Raw genomic sequence first — 17,787 nt, 5'->3', positions numbered from 1 at the left:
CTCAGCTTAGGCGGAGAGGGGCAGCAAGGCGACCCGAAAGCTGCGGTTTCGGCGTGGCGGAGCCGCGGTTCAGGCGGCAACGCGACGGGCGCGCGCCAGCCGTTCGCGGCGGAACATCGCCACTTCCCAATCGTCCAGCCAGGCGCGGATCGGATGGGCATGACCCGCCTTGACGCGCGGCGCGATCACGCCGCGGATACGGTCGGGCAGAAGCGACAGATAGGCGGCATCGGCATGAACCGAGCTGACCCACATCCCCTCGGCCAGAACCACCTCGGGCGTGGCGAGCAGCATCGAGTAAAGCTTCTGCGGCCCCGCGCCCGCCTCTGCCTTGGGCAGGGCATGGCTGGCCTTGGCGAACATCTCGGATTCGCCGAACCAGAGTTCGAGTTCGTGACCCGCCAGCAGCACCCCGGTTCCGGGCGACAGCAGCACGTCGCGCTCGGGCAGCGCGTCACCGAAACAGGCGGTGGCCAGCAGCAGCGGGCGGGTATCACTGGGCGCACGGCGCGGCATCGTGTGCTGACCGACCCAGAGAAGCGGCTGATAGCCATTGTCGCGCGTCAGCACGCGGTCGCCCGGACGCAGCCAGTCGATCGGCGCCGGACCTTCAGAGGTGGCGATCATCGTGCCGCCGCCAAGGCAGGGCAGGGCGGCGATTTCCTCGGGGCTGGCAGCGCGGGCGGGCAAGGCAAAGGGCTCTGCCTCGGCATAATCGATGCCGGGGGTCAGAAGTTCCGTTGGCACGTAAAGGCACAGCACCCCGTCGATCTCGATCCGGTCGAGACGGATCGTTCCGCCATCGGGCTTTTGCAGCACGAGCGGCACATCGGCTGTCATCGTGCCTTGCAAGATCACATGGTCCATCGCATTGCGCAGCTCTGCCCCGGCGTCGCCATGGGTGATCTGCCAAAGCATCGTGGCGGCATCGAAATCATGGTCCAGCGACCAGAGCCCCTGCTCGGCGTTGCGGCCAAGCACTGAAACCGGATATCCGTAGTCCATGTTGCCTCCTGTCCGTTCAGCCCCCCACCATCCTTTCGCATCACGGCAAACGAAAGGTTAAGAACGGCGGCGAATTGTCCGTAAATTGTCGATTTCGGTTAATCCTGCGCGCTTCCTCTTGCCCCGTGCAGGATCGGCGGGCAGAAGGGGGCCATGGTTGCGCAACTCGATTACCCGACGATGAAGGAGATCTTCCGCCGTTTCGCGGAGGCGAACCCGCATCCCGAGGGCGAGCTGGAACATGTGAACGCCTTCACCCTGCTTGTCGCCGTCGCGCTTTCGGCGCAGGCGACCGATGTGGGGGTGAACAAGGCCACGCGCAGCCTTTGGCCCGTCGCCGACACGCCGCAAAAGATGCTGGCCTTGGGCGAGGAAGGGCTGATCGAGCATATCAAGTCGATCGGGCTTTACCGCACCAAGGCGAAGAACGTGATCGCGCTGTCGCGCCTGCTGGTCGAACGCTTCGGCGGTCAGGTGCCGTCCTCGCGCGCGGCGCTGGTCAGCCTGCCCGGGGTCGGGCGCAAGACGGCGAATGTGGTCCTCAACATGGGCTGGGGCCATCCGGCGCAGGCGGTCGACACCCATATCTTCCGCGTCGGCAACCGCTCGGGCATCTGTCCGGGCAAGGATGTGGACGTGGTCGAGCGCGCCATCGAAGACAATGTGCCGGTGGAATATCAGCGCCACGCGCATCACTGGCTGATCCTGCACGGGCGCTACATCTGCACCGCCCGCAAACCCCGCTGCGCCGATTGCCTGATCCGCGATCTGTGCCGTTTCGAGGAGAAAACCGCATGAAGAAATATCAGGTCGTTGGCATCGGCAACGCCATCGTCGATGTGATCGCGCAATGTGACGACGAATTCCTCGCCGCGATGGGCATCGAAAAGGGCATCATGCAGCTGATCGAGCGCGACCGCGCCGAAAAGCTTTATGCCGCGATGCACGAACGCACCGAGGCCCCCGGCGGCTCGGTCGGCAACACCATTGCGGGGCTTGGCAATCTTGGCCTGACGGCGGCTTATATCGGCCGCGTCGCCGATGACACGCTCGGGCATTTCTATCAGGCCGCGCTGAAGGCCGAGGGCACGGATTTCCCGAACCCGCCGGTGAAGAGCGCCGATCTGCCGACCTCGCGCTCGATGATCTTCGTCACGCCCGATGGCGAGCGGTCGATGAACACCTATCTGGGGATTTCGGCGGAACTCTCGACCGAGGACGTGCCGCTTGACGTCGTTGAAAACACCGAAATCCTGTTCCTTGAGGGCTATCTTTTCGACAAGGATCACGGCAAGGCCGGGTTCCTGAAAGCGGCGCAGGGCTGCCACCGCGGCGGCGGGCGCGCGGGCATTTCGCTGTCGGACCCGTTCTGCGTCGATCGGCACCGCGACAGCTTCCGCCGTCTGGTGAAGGACGAGATGGATTTCGCGCTGGGCAACGAGCATGAATGGGCCTCGCTCTACCAGACCGATCTGGAGAACGCGCTGCAACAGGCGGCCACCGAATGCGGGCTGGTGGTCTGCACCCGGTCGGGCGCCGATGTGGTGGTGATCCGTGGCGCGGAGCGGGTGGAAGTGCCGGTCACCCGCGTCGTGCCGGTCGATGCGACCGGGGCGGGCGATCAATTCGCGGCCGGCTTCCTCTATGGCATCGCGACCGGGCAAAGCCTCGAGATCGCGGGCAAGATGGGCTGCGTCGCGGCCGCCGAAGTCATCAGCCATTATGGCGCACGACCCGAATCCGACATTCTGGCGCTGTTCAAACAGGCCGGGCTGCTCTGATCCATGGGCCGCTCGCCCTATCTGGCGCCGGATTTCTATGGCAAGGCGCTGGCCGAGGGGCGACACCGCGCCATCGTCGGCGGCCGCTGGGACGAGACCGGGCGGGCGCAGATGGCGGCCTTGACCGAGGTGGGGGGGCTGGCGCCCCACCACCATCTTCTCGATATCGGGGCGGGGGCGTTGCGGCTGGGCTGCAAGGCCGTCGCCTATCTGGAACCTGGGCATTACTGGGGCACCGATGCCTCGCGTGATCTGATGCTCGCGGGCCATGCGGCCGAACTGGCCGATCCCGCGCGGCTCGACCCGGCGCAGCTGATCGAGGATGACGCCTTCGCCTTTCCGGGCGTCCCCGAGACGATCACCCACGCCATCGCCTTTGCCGTCTTTCCGCATCTGCCGAACGACTGTCTGGCGCAGGCGCTGACCAATCTGACCCGGTTTCTGCGGCTGGAGGTGTTTCTTTTCACGGTGTTTCTGGCGCCCGAAGGGAAGGCGCAGCAGCCATACCGTCAGCCCGATGGCGTCGTGACTCACCCGGATCGTCCGCCCCGGCACATGCTGGAAGCGGATGTTCAGACGGCGGCCAAGGGCTGGGACTTGACGAAACACGACCGGATGCTGCCGCGCGGTCAGGTGCTTTTCGAGGCGCGCAAGCGCCCCGCCTGACCTTCCCCTTTATCTTGCCCCAAATATCCCGGGGGGCCGAGGCATCGCCTCGGCGGGGGCAGCGCCCCCTGCGCGGCGGACCTCAATCGCCCAGCTTCACATGCACCTCGTCGAGATCGATCTCGCCGATCGGCATCTTGTTGTCGGGATTGTCGAAGTCGTATTTGAAGAGCTGGAAATCCTTGCGGTAGATTTCCCACACGAGATGCCGCGACAGATCGTCGAAATAGGCGGAAACCGGATGCGCCCGCTTCGGCCCGTGGCCTTCGCTTTCGTTGAACTTCGGCACTTTCTTCAGATCGACCGGATGCGGCGTCTGGATGTTGTTCAGAACGACCTGCATCCCCTCGTCGAATTTCTCGGTGAAGAAGATGTGGTCATAACGCCCGCCGTTGACGATGAAGGTCGAGATATGCCCCGACATCGCCGACCAGTGAATGTCGGGCTCCATCGGGCGGCGCCAGCGGATGGTGTCGCGCGCAAACAGCAGGAACCGGCGGAACGAGGCCACCTGATCGAAGTCGAAGCCGTTCTCCGGGCTGCCGACATCGATGCCGTATTTTTGGATCAGTTGCGGCACCAGTGCGCCGCGATAGCGTTTGCCGTTCCGCTGAATGCCCGCGATCTTGTCGAAGAACGACGACAGGATCCGCGCATAGGGGTTGCGAACGCAGGTGAAGGCATAGGACTTGTGCGCCTTGACGTTCGCCTCGATCGCCTTCTGGCTTTCATCTTGCGACCACTTGTGCAGGCCCTTGGTCGAGTCGTGAATGTCGCCGTCGAAGAACTTGCCGTGATCGGAATAAAACATGATCTGCCCGATCGACGAGCAGGCGCATTTCGGAACGACCCGATAGACGACGCTCTCGCTCTCGGTCATCCAGGTGCCGGGAAAACCCATGAAGTGAACCTCCAGTCGCAGTGCGCCAACCCTGTCACACCACTCTTCAAGAATTCCTTCCTATGAAGCAAAGAACCTCTGTTTTTTCAATGTCCTTTGGCAGTATCTAGGCGAATAAGGCAAAAGAGCGGGTGGCTTGTTTCCAGTATGGCAAAAATCGCCTTCATCCTGCTGACGCACAAGGATCCCGAGGGGATCATCGCGCAGGCCGAGCGGCTGACCTCGGCGGGGGATTTCGTCTCGATCCACTTCGACGCCCGCGCTTCGACGGCGGATTACGCGCTGATCCGCGAGGCGCTCGCGACCAATCCTGCGGTCACCTTCGCGCGCAAGCGGCGCAAATGCGGCTGGGGCGAATGGAGCCTTGTCGAGGCGACGCTGCAGGCGGTCCGCGCCGCACTCGAGGCCTTTCCGCAGGCGACACATTTCTACATGCTGTCAGGCGATTGCATGCCGGTGAAGACGGCGGAATTCGCGCATCACTTTCTGGATGCCAGCGATGCCGATTACATCGAATGTTTCGACTTCTTCACCTCGGACTGGATCAAGACCGGCTTCAAGGAAGAGCGGCTGAGCTATCGGCACTGGTTCAACGAGCGCACGCAACGCAAGCTCTTCTACACCTCCTTCGAGTGGCAAAAGCGGCTTGGCCTGACCCGCAAGGTGCCCGACGATCTGCAGATGATGATCGGCTCGCAATGGTGGTGCCTGCGGCGGCGCACGATCGAGGCGGTGCTGGAGTTCTGCGCCGCGCGCCGCGATGTCGTGCGCTTCTTCCGCACCACCTGGATTCCGGACGAGACCTTTTTCCAGACCATCGTGCCGCATCTGGTGCCGGAACGCGAGATCCGGCGCCGCACGCTCACTTTCCTGATGTTCACCGATTACGGCATGCCGGTGACCTTCTACAACGACCATTACGACCTGCTGCTGGCGCAGGATTACCTCTTTGCCCGCAAGATCAGCCCGGATGCGCTGGAACTGAAAGACCGGCTCGGCGTTCTTTGGGCGCAGCGCGGGGTCTCGTTCAACGTCTCGAACGAGGGGCGCTCGCTCTTCAGCTTCCTGACGGGCCGCGGCCGCGAGGGGCGCCGCTTCGCACCACGGTTCTGGGAGCGCGAGGCCTCGCTTGGTCGCGAGCGCACGCTGATGCTGGTCGTCAGCAAGAAATGGCATGTGGCGAAGCGACTGGTCGAACAGGTGCGCCACCGCACCGACCTGCCCACGCTCGACTACATCTTCAACGAAGCGGGGGGGCTGCCCGATCTGGGCGGGATCGAGCGCACGTTGGACAAGCGCAACCGGCACCGGCGCGCGCTGTTGCGAATGATGTTCGACTATTACCAGAGCAACCGGCTCGTGCTGTGCCTTGATCCGGCGGCGATCGATCTGATGCTGGATTTCGCCGCCGACAAATGTGCGACGCGGGTTCTGGAAATCGAATGCGACTTTTCCGACGACTATCTGATCGGCCATGCCCGCCGCGTCGGTCTGGCGGGCGAGCACACCCCGCCCGAGGTGCTGGCGCGGCTCCTGCCGACGATCCGCAACGATCTGGCGCATGAAAGCGAGCAGATGCGGGATGCGGGCTTCCCGGTCTTTCACCGCATCCGGCAAGCGGCAAGCCCCGAGGAGAACGCGGCCCCGCTGGCGGCCTTCCTCGGCATCGACCTCTGGCTTGCGCAGGAGATCGCGGCAACCGATTATCTGTTCGTCGATTGAGGAGAACGCCCTTGGCCTATGTCTATGACACAACGAACATCTTCGCCCGCATCCTGCGCGGCGAGATCCCCAACCGCACGGTTCTGGAAACCGAGCACACGCTCGCCTTTCGCGACATCGCGCCGAAAGCGCCCGATCATGTGCTGGTGATCCCGAAGGGGCCCTATGTCACCTACGATCATTTCTGCGCCGAAGCGTCTGAGGCCGAGATTGTCGATTTCACCCGCACCGTCGCCGCGGTGGTGAAGCTGATCGGCGCCGAGGCGCATTCCGGGGGCAAGGGGTTCCGCGCCATTACCAATGCGGGCGAGAACGGCGTGCAGGAAGTGCCGCATTTCCACCTGCACATTCTGGCCGGGCGCTGCATCGGCCCGATGATCTGCACCGACTGATCTTTCTCCCGGCCCCAGCCGCGACAGGGCGTATTTGAGCCAAGAAAAAACGGCATCTGCTTTTTCTTGGTGCAAATACGCTGGGGGCCCCGGGGGGCAAAGCCCCCCGGCCTTTGCGTTGTGGCGGGCAAAGCCCCCGGCCGCCTGCCGGGGGAAGCGCGCGGAAAGCTTGCGCGCTGCGGCGTTATTTCGCATAACTCCGCCCGACCCATTTGCCTCGCTCAGGAGCCAGCCATGCCGAACGCCCCCGAAATCAAGGTCGTCACCCATTGGAAAGGCGCCTGCGATGGCGGCGAGGGCGCGCTGGGCCATCCCAAGGTCTATCTGACGATCCCGCGCGAGACCGGCGAGATCTGCTGCCCCTATTGCGGCAAGAAATTCATCATCGACCGCGCCAACGCCGTCGAAGACCACTGACACTCCGCGCCCCGCGCGCGTTTCGAAGGCGGCCCCCGCGGCCGCCTTTTCGTTTGCGGGGGGCTGTGGCACAACAGACCAAAAGGGGAGGCGCACATGAGTTTCGGCAAAGGCTGCCATCTGCATCTGATCGACGGCTCGGCCTTCATCTTCCGCGCCTATCACGCGCTGCCGCCGCTGACGCGCAAATCCGACGGTCTGCCCGTCGGCGCCGTGGCGGGCTTCACCAACATGATCTTCCGCTACATCGAAGACGCCAAGGGCGCCGATGCGCCGACCCATGCGGCGGTGATCTTCGACTACAGCTCGAAGACCTTTCGCAACGAGATCTATCCCGCCTACAAGGAAAACCGCCCCCCCGCGCCCGAGGATCTGCGGCCGCAATTTCCGCTGACCCGCGACGCCACCCGCGCCTTCAACCTCGCCTGTCTGGAGATCGAGGGGTTTGAGGCCGATGACATCATCGCGACGCTCGCCCGGCAGGCGCGCGAGGCCGGGGGCAAGGTCACGATCATTTCCTCGGACAAGGATCTGATGCAGCTCGTCGGCGATGGCGTGGTGATGCTGGACGCCATGAAGAACATCGTGATCGGCCCCGATGAGGTCGAGGCGAAATTTGGCGTGCGCCCGAACCGGGTGATCGACGTGCAGGCGCTGGCGGGCGATTCCGTCGACAACGTGCCCGGCGCGCCGGGCATTGGCATCAAGACCGCCGCGCAACTCATTGCGGACTATGGCGATCTGGAAACGCTGCTCGCCCGCGCGGGCGAGATCAAGCAACCCAAGCGCCGCGAGACGCTGGTCAATTTCGCCGATCAGATCCGGGTCTCGAAGCGGCTCGTCACACTCGAAGATCATGTGCCGCTCGACTTCGGGCTGGAGGCGCTCGAGGTGAAGGAGCCCGAACCCGAGGCGCTGATCGCCTTCCTTGAGGCGATGGAGTTTCGCAGCCTGACGAAGCGTGTGGCCGAGAAATTCGGCCGCGCGGTGCCGGTGGGCGCCCCCGCGCCGAAGTCCGATGCCGCCGCGCGCTGGGCCGAGGGGGCGGCGCCGCAAGCCCGCTTGGCGCCGCAGGCCGAGGATGTCGCGCCGATCGACACCGCCCGCTATCAGCGCATCACCGATCCCGCGGCGCTGCGGGACTTTCTGGCCGCGGCGCAGGCAACCGGGGTGCTGGCCGTCGATACCGAGACCACGTCGCTTGACGAGATGCAGGCGGATCTGGTCGGCGTCTCGCTTTCCACCGGGCCGGGGCGGGCCTGTTATGTGCCGCTTGGCCATATCACGGGGGGCGATGATCTGTTCGGCACCACCGCGCGGGCGGCGGGGCAGATGCCGATGGACGAGGCTCTGGCGATCCTGAAGCCGGTTCTGGAAGACCCGGCGATCCTGAAGATCGGCCAGAACATGAAATATGACTGGAAGATCTTCGCCCGGCGCGGCATCCGCGTCGCGCCCTTCGACGACACGATGCTGATGTCTTACGCGATGTTCTCGGGTCTGCACGGGCACGGCATGGACGCGCTTTCCGAGGAATATCTGCATCACCGGCCCATTCCGATCAAGGAGCTGATCGGCACCGGCAAGGCGCAGGTGACCTTCGACAAGGTGGCGATCGACAAGGCCACCGCCTATGCCGCCGAGGATGCCGAGATCACTTTCCGGCTTTGGGCGGCCTTCAAGCCGCTTCTGCACCGCGCCAAGGTGACGACGGTCTACGAAACGCTGGAACGCCCGCTGGTGCCGGTTCTGGCCGAGATGGAAATGGCCGGGGTGAAGGTCGATCCCACGGTTCTGGCGCGGATGTCGAATGTCTTTGCGCAGCGCATGGCAGGGCTCGAGGAGGAAATTCAAGCCCTTGCCGGGCAGCCCTTCAACGTGGGCAGCCCCAAGCAGCTTGGAGAAATCCTGTTCGACAAGCTTGGCGTGCCGGGCGGCGAAAAGGGCAAGACCGGTGCCTATGCGACCGGGGCGGATGTGCTGGAAGACATCACGACGATGGACGACCACAAGCAGGCGGCGGAACTGGCGTCAAAGGTGCTCGATTGGCGCCAGATCGCGAAGCTGAAATCCACCTACACGGATGCGCTGCAAACCCATGTGAACCCGGACACCGGGCGGGTGCATACCTCTTACAGCATCGCGGGGGCGAACACGGGCCGCCTTGCCTCGACCGATCCGAACCTGCAAAACATCCCCGTGCGCTCTGACGAGGGCCGCCGCATCCGCGAGGCTTTCGTGGCGACACCGGGGCACAAGATCGTCTCGCTCGACTATTCGCAGATCGAGTTGCGCATCCTCGCCCATGTCGCGAACCTGCCCGAGATGAAGGCGGCCTTCGCCAAGGGCATCGACATTCACGCGATGACGGCGTCCGAGATGTTCGGCGTGCCGGTCGAGGGGATGGACCCGATGGTGCGCCGCCGCGCCAAGGCAATCAACTTCGGCGTCATCTATGGCATCTCGGGCTTTGGCCTCGCGCGGAACCTGCGCATCCCGCGGGCGGAGGCGCAGGGCTTCATCGACCGCTATTTCGAGCGCTTCCCCGGCATCCGCGCCTATATGGACGAGACTGTGGCTTTTGCAAAGGCGAACGGCTTCGTGCAGACGCTGTTCGGGCGCAAGATCCACACCCCCGAGATCAACGCCAAGGGGCCGGGGGCGGGCTTTGCCAAACGCGCCGCGATCAACGCGCCGATTCAGGGGGCGGCGGCCGACATCATCCGCCGCGCGATGATCCGCATGCCCGCGGCCATCGCCGATCTGCCCGCGACGATGCTCTTGCAGGTGCATGACGAATTGATCTTCGAAGTCGAAGAAAGCGCCGTCGACCGGCTCATCGCCGCGGCGCGGGCAACGATGGAAGGCGCGGCCGATCCGGCGGTGTCGCTTTCGGTGCCGCTTGTCGTCGATGCGGGGCAGGGGGCAAGCTGGGCCGAGGCGCATTGAGCCCCGCCATTTGCGCTGCATCAGGGCGGGCCTTTCCGGACCGTGCTTGACTGGGGCAAAGGGAGGACTGCCATGCGTGCAATGCTGATCGGTTTCGGGATGGCTCTGGGGCTTGCGGCCTGTGTCGGGTCCGCGGATTTCGGAGCGCCTTCGGCCGCCAAGGACTATGCCGACTATTGCGCGGGCTGTCATGGAACGGGGGGCGATCCGGGCCCGATCGCCAAGGAACTCAAGCTGCACCCGGTCTCGCTGGCCGATCTGACGATGATGAACGACGGCAATTTCCCCGAGGCGCGGGTGATGTCGAAGATCGTCGGTTACCGCGAGCATGGGCAGATGGTCGGCGCCGTGCCCGGGCAGATGCCGCCCTTCGAAGTGCTGACCGAGGGGCCGACGGTGCTTTACGACAGTGGCGACGGCATCGCGACGCCGACGCCGGTGCGGCTGGTGCGGCTGATGGAATACATCAAGGGCATGCAGCAGTAGCGAAAAAGGGCGCCCTTGCGGGCGCCCTTCGATCTTCCCGCTTGGGGAAGATTACATCATGTCCATGCCGCCCATGCCGCCCATGCCACCAGCCGGGGCCGCTTTCGGCTCGGGCTTTTCGGCGATCATGCATTCGGTGGTGATCAGCAGGCCCGCGATCGAGGCCGCATCTTCCAGCGCGGTGCGGGTGACTTTGGCCGGGTCGATGACGCCGAAACCGAACATGTCGCCATATTCTTCGGTCTGGGCGTTGAAGCCGAAGGCCGGATCGGTCGATTCACGCACCTTGCCCGCCACGACGGCGCCATCGACGCCCGCGTTTTCGGCGATCTGACGCAGCGGCGCTTCCAGCGCGCGACGCACGATCGAGATGCCCGCATCCTGATCCGAGTTGGCGCCGGTCAGGTCATGCAGCTTCTTCGCTGCCTGAACCAGAGCCACGCCGCCGCCGACGATGATGCCTTCCTGAACGGCCGCACGGGTGGCGTTCAGCGCGTCATCGACACGGTCCTTGCGCTCTTTCACTTCGACTTCGGTCATGCCGCCGACGCGGATCACCGCAACGCCACCGGCCAGTTTCGCCACGCGCTCTTGCAGTTTTTCGCGGTCGTAGTCCGAGGTGGTTTCCTCGATCTGGGTGCGGATCTGCGACACGCGGGCGTTGATTTCCGCCTTGTCGCCATGGCCGTCGACGATGGTGGTGTTCTCTTTCGAGATCGTCACTTTCTTCGCACGGCCGAGCATGTCGAGCGTGACGTTTTCCAGCTTCATGCCGAGATCGTCCGAGATCACCTGACCGCCGGTCAGGATCGCGAGGTCTTGCAGCATCGCCTTGCGACGATCACCGAAGCCCGGAGCCTTGACGGCAGCGATCTTCAGCCCGCCACGCAGCTTGTTGACCACGAGGGTCGCCAGCGCTTCGCCTTCGACGTCTTCCGCGACGATGATCAGCGGACGGGTCGACTGGATCACGGCTTCGAGCAGCGGCACCATCGGTTGCAGCGAGCTGAGTTTTTTCTCGTGCAGCAAGATGTAGGCGTCTTCGAGATCCGCGATCATCTTGTCGGGGTTGGTGACGAAGTAGGGCGACAGGTAGCCGCGGTCGAATTGCATCCCTTCTACGACTTCGACTTCGGTGTCCATGCCCTTGTTTTCTTCGACGGTGATCACACCCTCGTTGCCGACTTTCTGCATCGCGTCAGCGATGAAGCGGCCGATCTGGGCTTCGCCGTTGGCCGAGATGGTGCCGACTTGCGCGACTTCGTCGCTGTCTTTCACCGGGCGGGCGGCGGCCTTGATCGCTTCGACGACCGTGGCGGTGGCCATGTCGACGCCGCGCTTCAGATCCATCGGGTTCATGCCCGCGGCGACGGCTTTCATGCCTTCGCGGACGATGGCTTGCGCCAGAACGGTCGCGGTGGTGGTGCCGTCACCGGCTTCGTCGTTGGTGCGGGAAGCGACTTCCTTCACCATCTGCGCGCCCATGTTCTCGAACTTGTCGGCGAGTTCGATTTCCTTGGCGACCGAAACACCGTCCTTGGTGATGCGCGGCGCACCGAACGACTTTTCGATGACCACGTTGCGGCCTTTCGGGCCGAGCGTGACCTTGACCGCATCGGCGAGGATGTTCACGCCGCGCAGCATCCGGTCGCGGGCGTCGGTCGAGAATTTGACTTCTTTGGCTGCCATTCTTTCGGCTCCTTCAAATATCGTTGGGGATCAGGGTCGTCTCGTCGATTACGAGATGATCCCCATGATGTCCGACTCTTTCATGATCAGCATCTCGACGCCGTCGAGCGTCACTTCGGTGCCGGACCATTTGCCGAACAGGATGCGATCGCCCACGGCGACCGACGGGGCGATCAGTTCGCCCGAATCCTTGCGCGCGCCCGCGCCCACAGCGACAACTTCGCCCTCGGCCGGTTTTTCCTTCGCCGTATCGGGGATGATCAGGCCGCCCTTGGTTTTTTCTTCGCTTTGAACGCGTTTGACCAGCACGCGGTCATGCAGCGGTTTGAATGCCATCTGGGTCACTCCCTAAGGTTCCAGGTTCATGCTTTCAGCACTCACAGGTGGCGAGTGCTAACGACGGGGGAGTTAGTCATCGCCCCCCCGGCCTGTCAACACCCGGGATGTGAAAATTTTGCGGGCCTCGCGATCACGCGCGCGTGATGCTGCGGGTGCAAAATCCATTGCGCAAAGCGTGACAAGCAGGGGGCGAGGCCCTATAAGGCGCTCAAATCCCCATCCAAACCTTCCGAGGAACGCATGACCACCAAGGTTTTCGGCCACAAATCCCCTGACACCGACTCGACCGGTTCGCCCATCGTCTGGGCCTGGTACATGACCGAGGTGCTGGGGCAGCCCGCCAAAGCTGTCCTGCTTGGCGAGCCCAACACCGAAGCGGCCTTCGTGCTGAAACACTGGGATCTGCCGAAGCCGGAAATCATCTCGGGCATCGAAGCGGGCGAGAAAGTCGTCATCGTCGACACCAACAACCCGGCCGAACTGCCCGAGGGCATCAACAAGGCCGACATCACCGCGATCATCGACCACCACAAGCTGGTCGGCGGTCTGGAAACCAAGGGCCCGATCGACATCACCATCCGTCCACTGGCCTGCACCGCGACGATCATGTTCGACCTGATGGGCGACGCCGTGGCGAAAGCGCCGCGCGGCATCAAGGGCGCGATGTTGTCGTGCATCCTGTCCGACACGCTGGAATTCCGCTCGCCGACCACCACGGCGCATGACAAGGCCGTCTGCGAGAAACTCGCCGCCGATCTGGGCGTGAACATGGGCGAGCTTGCCACCGCGATGTTCGAAGCCAAGTCGGACGTGTCGGAATTCTCGGACGCCGAACTGCTGCGCATGGACAGCAAGGAATACACCGTCGACGGCAAGGAACTGCGCGTCTCGGTGCTCGAAACCACCGCGCCGAAGCTGATCCTTGACCGCAAGGACAGCCTGATGGCTTCGATGGTCGACGTGGCGAAAGAAGACGGCGCCGATCAGGTGCTGCTGTTCGTCGTCGACATCCTGAAGGAAGAAGCGACCCTGCTGGTGCCGAACGACTTCGTCAAGCGCATCGCCGAGGCTTCGTTCCCCTGCACCGTGACCGGCGACACCGTCGTTCTGCCGGGCATCATGAGCCGCAAGAAGCAGATCATTCCGGCGCTGAAGGTCTGATCAAGACACTATTGCCCGGATCTTCCGGGCGTTGACGGGGGGCTTGGGCCCCCCGTTTTCATTGGCGAGGCGGCTTCAGAACTTGCGGCGCGGGCCGAAATCGGCGGTCGTTACGACGCCATCGCCGGTGCGCTCGCGCATTGCGAACCACTGATCGGTTCCGGCGACGAATTCGGCCTGGGTGATCGTACCATCGCCATTGCTGTCAAACCGGCGCATCTGATCCTCGGCCGAGGCGAAAAAGCCTGCGCCCTGACCGCCACCCATGCCGCGGCCCTGACCCATGGTGCGCCCGGGGCCGCTTCCGGGCTGCATGCCTTCGGGGCGTTGATGGCCGGGGCCCATGCCCGCTTCCAGCTGCGCCGCCTTGAACTCGTCGATGCCCTTCAACTCGTCGGGGGTGAACTGCCCGTTCCCGTCGCTGTCGAACATCGCAAACAGATCGGCGCGATGCGTGCGGGCCTCGTCCAGCGTCACCTTGCCGTCGCTGTCGAGATCCCATTGCGTCATGAACTCCTGTCCGGGGACCACCTGTGCGGTCTCGGGCGTCGTCTGCGCAAACGCCGGTCCGGTTGCCAGCAGGGCCAGTGTCGCGGTGAGAGGAAGAACGCGTGTCATCGGAGGCTCCTTTCGTTCCGATATTGCAATATGAACGGAGGAGCGTCGGTTTTCCGTCGCGCCAGGGGGGCCGAAACTGTTCGGCGCGGCGAAGCTGTCAGGATCGCGTAATATTGCCTGTGCTAGATCCGCGCCGGAGCGGGGCCGCCGTCACGTCCGGACGACGCCGGAAGGGTGATCACGCACCCCTGAGAGGGTGTGGCGGCTTCCTTGGAGCGGGGAAGACAAGGTGCAACAGTCCGGAACTGATCCTGGTTCGGCGGTGCGGCCGCAGACGACGATCGTCGTGCCCTGCCGTAACGAGGCATTGAACATCCTGCCCCTGATCGCGGAAATCGTGACGGCGATGGCGGGGCAGGGGCCGTTCGAGATCATCGTCGTCGATGACGGCTCCAATGACGGCATGGCCGCGCGGCTTGAGGCGGCGCGGGGCCAATGGCCGATGCTGCGGGTGCTGCGCCATGACCGCCCCGGCGGGCAATCGGCGGCGATCCATTCCGGCGTGCTGGCCGCGCGGGCGGATCTGATCTGCACGCTTGATGGCGACGGGCAGAACCCACCCGCAGAACTGCCGCGGCTGATCGCGGGCCTGCGCGCGCCGGGGGTGGCTTTGATCGGTCTGGTTGCGGGGCAACGCGTCGGGCGCAAGGATACGCTGGCCCGCCGCCTTGCCTCGCGCTTTGCGAACGGGCTGCGGGCGCGTGTGCTGCGGGACGGCACTCGCGACACCGGCTGCGGGCTGAAAGGCTTCCGCCGCGACGCTTATCTGGCGCTGCCCTATTTCGATCACATGCACCGCTATCTGCCCGCGCTTTTCGCCCGCGACGGCTGGCAGATCGCCCATGTCGATGTCGCGCATCGGCCGCGTGGCGCCGGGCAGTCGCATTATTCAAACCTGCAGCGCGGGCTGGTCGGCATCGTCGATCTGATGGCTGTCGCATGGCTGTTACACCGCCGCAAGAAGGTCCGCGCGACCGAAATCAGCCCGATCACGGGCCCCATACCGGAAAGGCAGCCATGACCTGGCTCATGCAGGCACTTCACGTCACCAGCGAGACCGAACTCGCCTGGGTGATCTTCGGCTTTTGCGCGCAGCTGATGTTCACCGCGCGCTTTCTTGTGCAATGGATCGCCTCCGAGCGGGCGCGTTCCTCGGTGATGCCGATCGCGTTCTGGTATTTCTCGCTTCTGGGCGGGGTGATGCTGCTGGCCTATGCGCTTTACCGTCAGGATCCGGTCTTCGTGCTGGGCCAAGCGCTGGGCGTGGTGATCTATTCCCGCAATCTCTGGCTGATCCATGCCGCCCGGCAGAACTGAGCTTGCTCCCGTCGCCTGTGGTCGTGCGCTGGCCGTCGTGCTGGCGCTGATCGTTGTTTTCACGCTGCTGTTCCGGCTCTGGCCCGGTCTCGATCTGACAGTGGCGCGGCTCTTCCACGATCCCGCAACCGGCATGATTCTGGCGGGACAACCGGTCTGGCAGGGTGTCCTGATGCTCGAAAAACTCGCCGCGGGCGGGTTTGCCGTGGCGGCGCTGGGGCTGTTGCCGCTCAGCCTCTGGCGCCGGGGTGGGCGCGACGTGCTGGCCGCGCGGTTCTGGGGCCTTGTCATTCTGCTGTACGGCCTTGGCCTTGGCGTTCTGGTGAACGGGCTGATGAAGCGGGGCTTCGGCAGACCGCGCCCGGCACAGATCGAGGCCTTCGGTGGGGATGCCCCCTTCATCCCGGCGTGGCAGGTGTCGGATTATTGCCATTCGGCCTGCTCCTTCGTCTCGGCCGAGGTCGGTGCCGCCGTCATCCTCTCTTTCGGGCTGATGCTTGGCGCGCTCTGGTTCGCCGCCCGACCGGGCGCGCGGCTTTGGCGCGGCCTGTCATGGCTGTCCTTCGTCCTGCTGGTTCTGACCGCGATCGAGCGGATCGGCAGCGGCCGCCATTTCCTCTCCGACGTGATCTTTGCCGCTCTTCTGATCGTCGCGCTCGGCCTTGGCCTTGCCTGCCTGCTGCGCCCGCGCGCCGATGCTTTTCCCTCCAGCCTTGAGTTCCCGCCCATGACCTCACCGCCCGCCACATCCTCCCGCAGCCTCGGTCTGAGCGCGCTTGCGCTTGCCCTCGGCCTTGCGCTCGTATTGCCGCTTTTGCGCCCGGTGCTGCCGGTGGATGAGACGCGCTATCTGACCGTCGCCTGGGAGATGCATCGCGACGGCACCTTCATCGTGCCGCATCTGAACGGCGAGATTTACGGCCACAAGCCGCCGCTGCTGTTCTGGCTGATCAACCTTGTCTGGTCGGTGACAGGGGTGAGCGAGGTTGCTGCGCGGCTTGTCGCCCCCGCCTTTGGCGTGCTGGCCGTCGCGCTGACCTGGGGGCTGGGCAACCGGCTCTTCCCCGAACGCCCCGGCCTTGGGGCGCGGGCGGCGCTGATCCTTGCCTCGACCGGGGTCTTTGCGATCTTCGCCACGCTGACGATGTTCGACACGATGCTGACGGTGGCGACGCTGCTGGGCCTTCTGGCGCTTTTGCAGCTCGATCGCGGCGGGCGCTGGCCTGCGGTGCTGGGCCTTGGCGCGGCGCTCGCCTTTGGCGTGCTGGCGAAGGGACCGGTGATTCTGGTGCATCTGATGCCACTGGCGCTGGCCCGTCCGCTTTGGGCCGCGCCCGAGTCGCCTGTCAGGGCAGGGGGCTGGTATCGCCGCATCGCGAGCTCGATCGGCGTCGCGCTGCTGCTGCTCGCCGCTTGGCTTCTGCCCGCGCTCTGGCTTGGCGGCGCCGATTACCGCGCCGAGATCCTGTGGCGGCAAAGCGCGGGGCGGATGGTGAATGCATTCGATCATGCCCGCCCGGTCTGGTTCTTCGTGGCGGCGCTGCCGGTGCTGCTCTGGCCCTGGGCATGGCGCCTGCCGACGCTCGGCGGGCTTTTCCATGCCGGAACCTGGGCTGACCCGCGCGCGCGGCTGCTGGCGATCTGGGGGCTCAGCACGCTTCTTCTGTTCTCGCTGATCTCGTGCAAGCAGGTGCATTACCTGCTTCCGGCGCTGCCCGCCGCGGCCCTGGCGCTGGCCGCGGCCCCCGCGCCGCGCCGCGGCTGGGGCGCTTGCCGCCTGCGCGCTCGTCACTGTTCCGGTGCTGATCTGGGCGGGGCTGCTCGCCGCGGGCCGGGCCAAGATCGACGGCGGCGCAGTGACCGCGCTTGGGCCGCTGACGCTGCTTCTCGCCACGGCTGTGGCGCTTCTGGGCCTTGGGGCGATTCATCTGGCCGCGCGCCGGACGCCGCATCTCGCCTGGGCGCTCGTCGCGCCGGTCGCGCTGCTGACCCTGCACCTCGCGCTCCGCCCCGCGCTTTTCGAGCATTTCGACTCGGCCCGCTTCGCCACGGAACTCTCCCGCGCGCCCGAGGCGGGGGTCGCCATCGTCGGCTATCCCTATCAGGGCGAATTCGGCTTCACTGCGCGGTTGACCGCCCCGATTCAGGTGCTGGCACAGGACGATGTGACGGGCTGGGTGGCCGGGCATCCGGGCGGGCTGATCCTGAGCGCGCGCGACGCGCCCGAGACCGGCTCCGAGGTCGGCGAGGCCTGGCTGGCCGGGCACGAACTGCGCGCTTACCGCCTGCCGTAAGGTCCGGGCGCGGCACTCCCCCTGCGGCTTCGGTCGCGGGGGAATCGGCT

Annotated in this window: 17 protein-coding genes and 1 pseudogene; 13 read left to right on the top strand and 5 right to left on the bottom strand. The window is 64.9% G+C overall.

The genetic code is table 11. From position 1 onward, the window contains the following. Positions 1–69: 69 nt before the first annotated feature. Complete coding sequence (locus ACTTAI_RS14415) at positions 70–1,005, bottom strand: Hint domain-containing protein (protein WP_444452221.1); 936 nt, start codon at positions 1,003–1,005, stop codon at positions 70–72. Between the two features lie 153 nt (positions 1,006–1,158). On the opposite strand from ACTTAI_RS14415, the gene nth reads away from it, so the two are divergent. Genes nth through ACTTAI_RS14400 form a run of 3 tightly spaced genes read left to right on the top strand, consistent with a single transcriptional unit; the run spans position 1,159 to position 3,452 of the window. Further along, positions 1,159–1,803 carry an endonuclease III gene (nth, locus tag ACTTAI_RS14410; protein WP_444452220.1) on the top strand — a complete coding sequence of 215 codons (645 nt, stop codon included), beginning with the start codon at positions 1,159–1,161 and terminating at the stop codon, positions 1,801–1,803. Further along, a complete protein-coding gene (locus tag ACTTAI_RS14405; protein WP_444452219.1) occupies positions 1,800–2,786 on the top strand; it encodes an adenosine kinase in 987 nt (328 codons plus the stop codon). The genes nth and ACTTAI_RS14405 overlap by 4 nt, the downstream gene beginning before the upstream one ends. Before the next feature lie 3 nt (positions 2,787–2,789). Beyond that, on the top strand, positions 2,790–3,452 hold the full coding sequence (locus ACTTAI_RS14400) for a class I SAM-dependent methyltransferase (RefSeq protein ID WP_444452218.1): 663 nt from the start codon (positions 2,790–2,792) through the stop codon (positions 3,450–3,452). A gap of 82 nt (positions 3,453–3,534) precedes the next feature. On the opposite strand, the gene ACTTAI_RS14395 is transcribed toward ACTTAI_RS14400, so the two are convergent. Continuing rightward, positions 3,535–4,353, bottom strand: coding sequence for a sulfotransferase family protein (locus tag ACTTAI_RS14395; RefSeq protein ID WP_444452217.1), 819 nt, complete (start codon positions 4,351–4,353; stop codon positions 3,535–3,537). Between the two features lie 147 nt (positions 4,354–4,500). Here ACTTAI_RS14395 and ACTTAI_RS14390 point away from each other — a divergent pair, with 147 nt between their 5' ends. From ACTTAI_RS14390 to ACTTAI_RS14370, 5 genes are all read left to right on the top strand, one after another. Further along, positions 4,501–6,075 (top strand): DUF5928 domain-containing protein, encoded by a 1,575-nt coding sequence (locus ACTTAI_RS14390; protein ID WP_444452216.1) that lies wholly within the window; start codon positions 4,501–4,503, stop codon positions 6,073–6,075. An 11-nt stretch (positions 6,076–6,086) separates the two neighbouring features. Beyond that, on the top strand, positions 6,087–6,467 hold the full coding sequence (locus ACTTAI_RS14385; RefSeq protein ID WP_444452215.1) for an HIT domain-containing protein: 381 nt from the start codon (positions 6,087–6,089) through the stop codon (positions 6,465–6,467). Between the two features lie 234 nt (positions 6,468–6,701). Further along, positions 6,702–6,884, top strand: a complete 183-nt coding sequence (locus tag ACTTAI_RS14380) for a zinc-finger domain-containing protein (RefSeq protein ID WP_444452214.1) — start codon at positions 6,702–6,704, stop codon at positions 6,882–6,884. A 96-nt stretch (positions 6,885–6,980) separates the two neighbouring features. Continuing rightward, positions 6,981–9,833, top strand: a complete 2,853-nt coding sequence (polA, locus tag ACTTAI_RS14375) for a DNA polymerase I (protein WP_444452213.1) — start codon at positions 6,981–6,983, stop codon at positions 9,831–9,833. A 72-nt stretch (positions 9,834–9,905) separates the two neighbouring features. Beyond that, entirely contained in the window at positions 9,906–10,319 is a 414-nt protein-coding gene (locus tag ACTTAI_RS14370) for a c-type cytochrome (protein ID WP_444452212.1), read from the top strand. A 51-nt stretch (positions 10,320–10,370) separates the two neighbouring features. Here the strand turns inward: ACTTAI_RS14370 and groL are convergent, their stop codons facing one another. Beyond that, positions 10,371–12,008 (bottom strand): chaperonin GroEL, encoded by a 1,638-nt coding sequence (gene groL / locus ACTTAI_RS14365; protein WP_444452211.1) that lies wholly within the window; start codon positions 12,006–12,008, stop codon positions 10,371–10,373. 48 nt (positions 12,009–12,056) lie between these two features. After that, positions 12,057–12,344 carry a co-chaperone GroES gene (locus tag ACTTAI_RS14360; RefSeq protein ID WP_055212665.1) on the bottom strand — a complete coding sequence of 96 codons (288 nt, stop codon included), beginning with the start codon at positions 12,342–12,344 and terminating at the stop codon, positions 12,057–12,059. Between the two features lie 243 nt (positions 12,345–12,587). Here ACTTAI_RS14360 and ACTTAI_RS14355 point away from each other — a divergent pair, with 243 nt between their 5' ends. Beyond that, complete coding sequence (locus ACTTAI_RS14355) at positions 12,588–13,508, top strand: manganese-dependent inorganic pyrophosphatase (RefSeq protein WP_444452210.1); 921 nt, start codon at positions 12,588–12,590, stop codon at positions 13,506–13,508. A gap of 75 nt (positions 13,509–13,583) precedes the next feature. Here the strand turns inward: ACTTAI_RS14355 and ACTTAI_RS14350 are convergent, their stop codons facing one another. Continuing rightward, on the bottom strand, positions 13,584–14,126 hold the full coding sequence (locus tag ACTTAI_RS14350; RefSeq protein ID WP_444452209.1) for an EF-hand domain-containing protein: 543 nt from the start codon (positions 14,124–14,126) through the stop codon (positions 13,584–13,586). 229 nt (positions 14,127–14,355) lie between these two features. Here ACTTAI_RS14350 and ACTTAI_RS14345 point away from each other — a divergent pair, with 229 nt between their 5' ends. From ACTTAI_RS14345 to ACTTAI_RS14330, 4 genes and pseudogenes are all read left to right on the top strand, one after another. Further along, on the top strand, positions 14,356–15,147 hold the full coding sequence (locus ACTTAI_RS14345; RefSeq protein ID WP_444452208.1) for a glycosyltransferase family 2 protein: 792 nt from the start codon (positions 14,356–14,358) through the stop codon (positions 15,145–15,147). Continuing rightward, positions 15,144–15,443 carry a lipid-A-disaccharide synthase N-terminal domain-containing protein gene (locus ACTTAI_RS14340; protein WP_444452207.1) on the top strand — a complete coding sequence of 100 codons (300 nt, stop codon included), beginning with the start codon at positions 15,144–15,146 and terminating at the stop codon, positions 15,441–15,443. The genes ACTTAI_RS14345 and ACTTAI_RS14340 overlap by 4 nt, the downstream gene beginning before the upstream one ends. Next, positions 15,424–16,680 (top strand): annotated as a pseudogene (locus tag ACTTAI_RS14335) (phosphatase PAP2 family protein); the annotation flags it as partial. The gene ACTTAI_RS14340 and the pseudogene ACTTAI_RS14335, both read left to right, overlap by 20 nt. A gap of 562 nt (positions 16,681–17,242) precedes the next feature. Further along, positions 17,243–17,737 carry a hypothetical protein gene (locus tag ACTTAI_RS14330; RefSeq protein WP_444452206.1) on the top strand — a complete coding sequence of 165 codons (495 nt, stop codon included), beginning with the start codon at positions 17,243–17,245 and terminating at the stop codon, positions 17,735–17,737. Positions 17,738–17,787: the final 50 nt, after the last annotated feature.

Origin of the sequence: Rhodobacter capsulatus (genome assembly GCF_052363175.1) — a bacterium.
GTDB lineage: Bacteria > Pseudomonadota > Alphaproteobacteria > Rhodobacterales > Rhodobacteraceae > Rhodobacter > Rhodobacter capsulatus_D.
The sequence above is the reverse complement of the archived record's forward strand: the minus strand, read 5'-3'. Positions and strand labels throughout refer to the sequence as shown.

Excerpts from the sequence above, each read along its gene's own strand:
- ACTTAI_RS14370 (WP_444452212.1), top strand. The coding sequence starts at position 9,906 with ATGCGTGCAATGCTGATCGGTTTCGGGATGGCTCTGGGGCTTGCGGCC.
- ACTTAI_RS14340 (WP_444452207.1), top strand. The coding sequence starts at position 15,144 with ATGACCTGGCTCATGCAGGCACTTCACGTCACCAGCGAGACCGAACTC.
- ACTTAI_RS14415 (WP_444452221.1), bottom strand. The coding sequence starts at position 1,005 with ATGGACTACGGATATCCGGTTTCAGTGCTTGGCCGCAACGCCGAGCAG.
- nth (WP_444452220.1), top strand. The coding sequence starts at position 1,159 with ATGGTTGCGCAACTCGATTACCCGACGATGAAGGAGATCTTCCGCCGT.
- ACTTAI_RS14380 (WP_444452214.1), top strand. The coding sequence starts at position 6,702 with ATGCCGAACGCCCCCGAAATCAAGGTCGTCACCCATTGGAAAGGCGCC.
- ACTTAI_RS14360 (WP_055212665.1), bottom strand. The coding sequence starts at position 12,344 with ATGGCATTCAAACCGCTGCATGACCGCGTGCTGGTCAAACGCGTTCAA.
- ACTTAI_RS14395 (WP_444452217.1), bottom strand. The coding sequence starts at position 4,353 with ATGGGTTTTCCCGGCACCTGGATGACCGAGAGCGAGAGCGTCGTCTAT.
- groL (WP_444452211.1), bottom strand. The coding sequence starts at position 12,008 with ATGGCAGCCAAAGAAGTCAAATTCTCGACCGACGCCCGCGACCGGATG.
- ACTTAI_RS14400 (WP_444452218.1), top strand. The coding sequence starts at position 2,790 with ATGGGCCGCTCGCCCTATCTGGCGCCGGATTTCTATGGCAAGGCGCTG.
- polA (WP_444452213.1), top strand. The coding sequence starts at position 6,981 with ATGAGTTTCGGCAAAGGCTGCCATCTGCATCTGATCGACGGCTCGGCC.
- ACTTAI_RS14390 (WP_444452216.1), top strand. The coding sequence starts at position 4,501 with ATGGCAAAAATCGCCTTCATCCTGCTGACGCACAAGGATCCCGAGGGG.
- ACTTAI_RS14350 (WP_444452209.1), bottom strand. The coding sequence starts at position 14,126 with ATGACACGCGTTCTTCCTCTCACCGCGACACTGGCCCTGCTGGCAACC.
- ACTTAI_RS14405 (WP_444452219.1), top strand. The coding sequence starts at position 1,800 with ATGAAGAAATATCAGGTCGTTGGCATCGGCAACGCCATCGTCGATGTG.
- ACTTAI_RS14355 (WP_444452210.1), top strand. The coding sequence starts at position 12,588 with ATGACCACCAAGGTTTTCGGCCACAAATCCCCTGACACCGACTCGACC.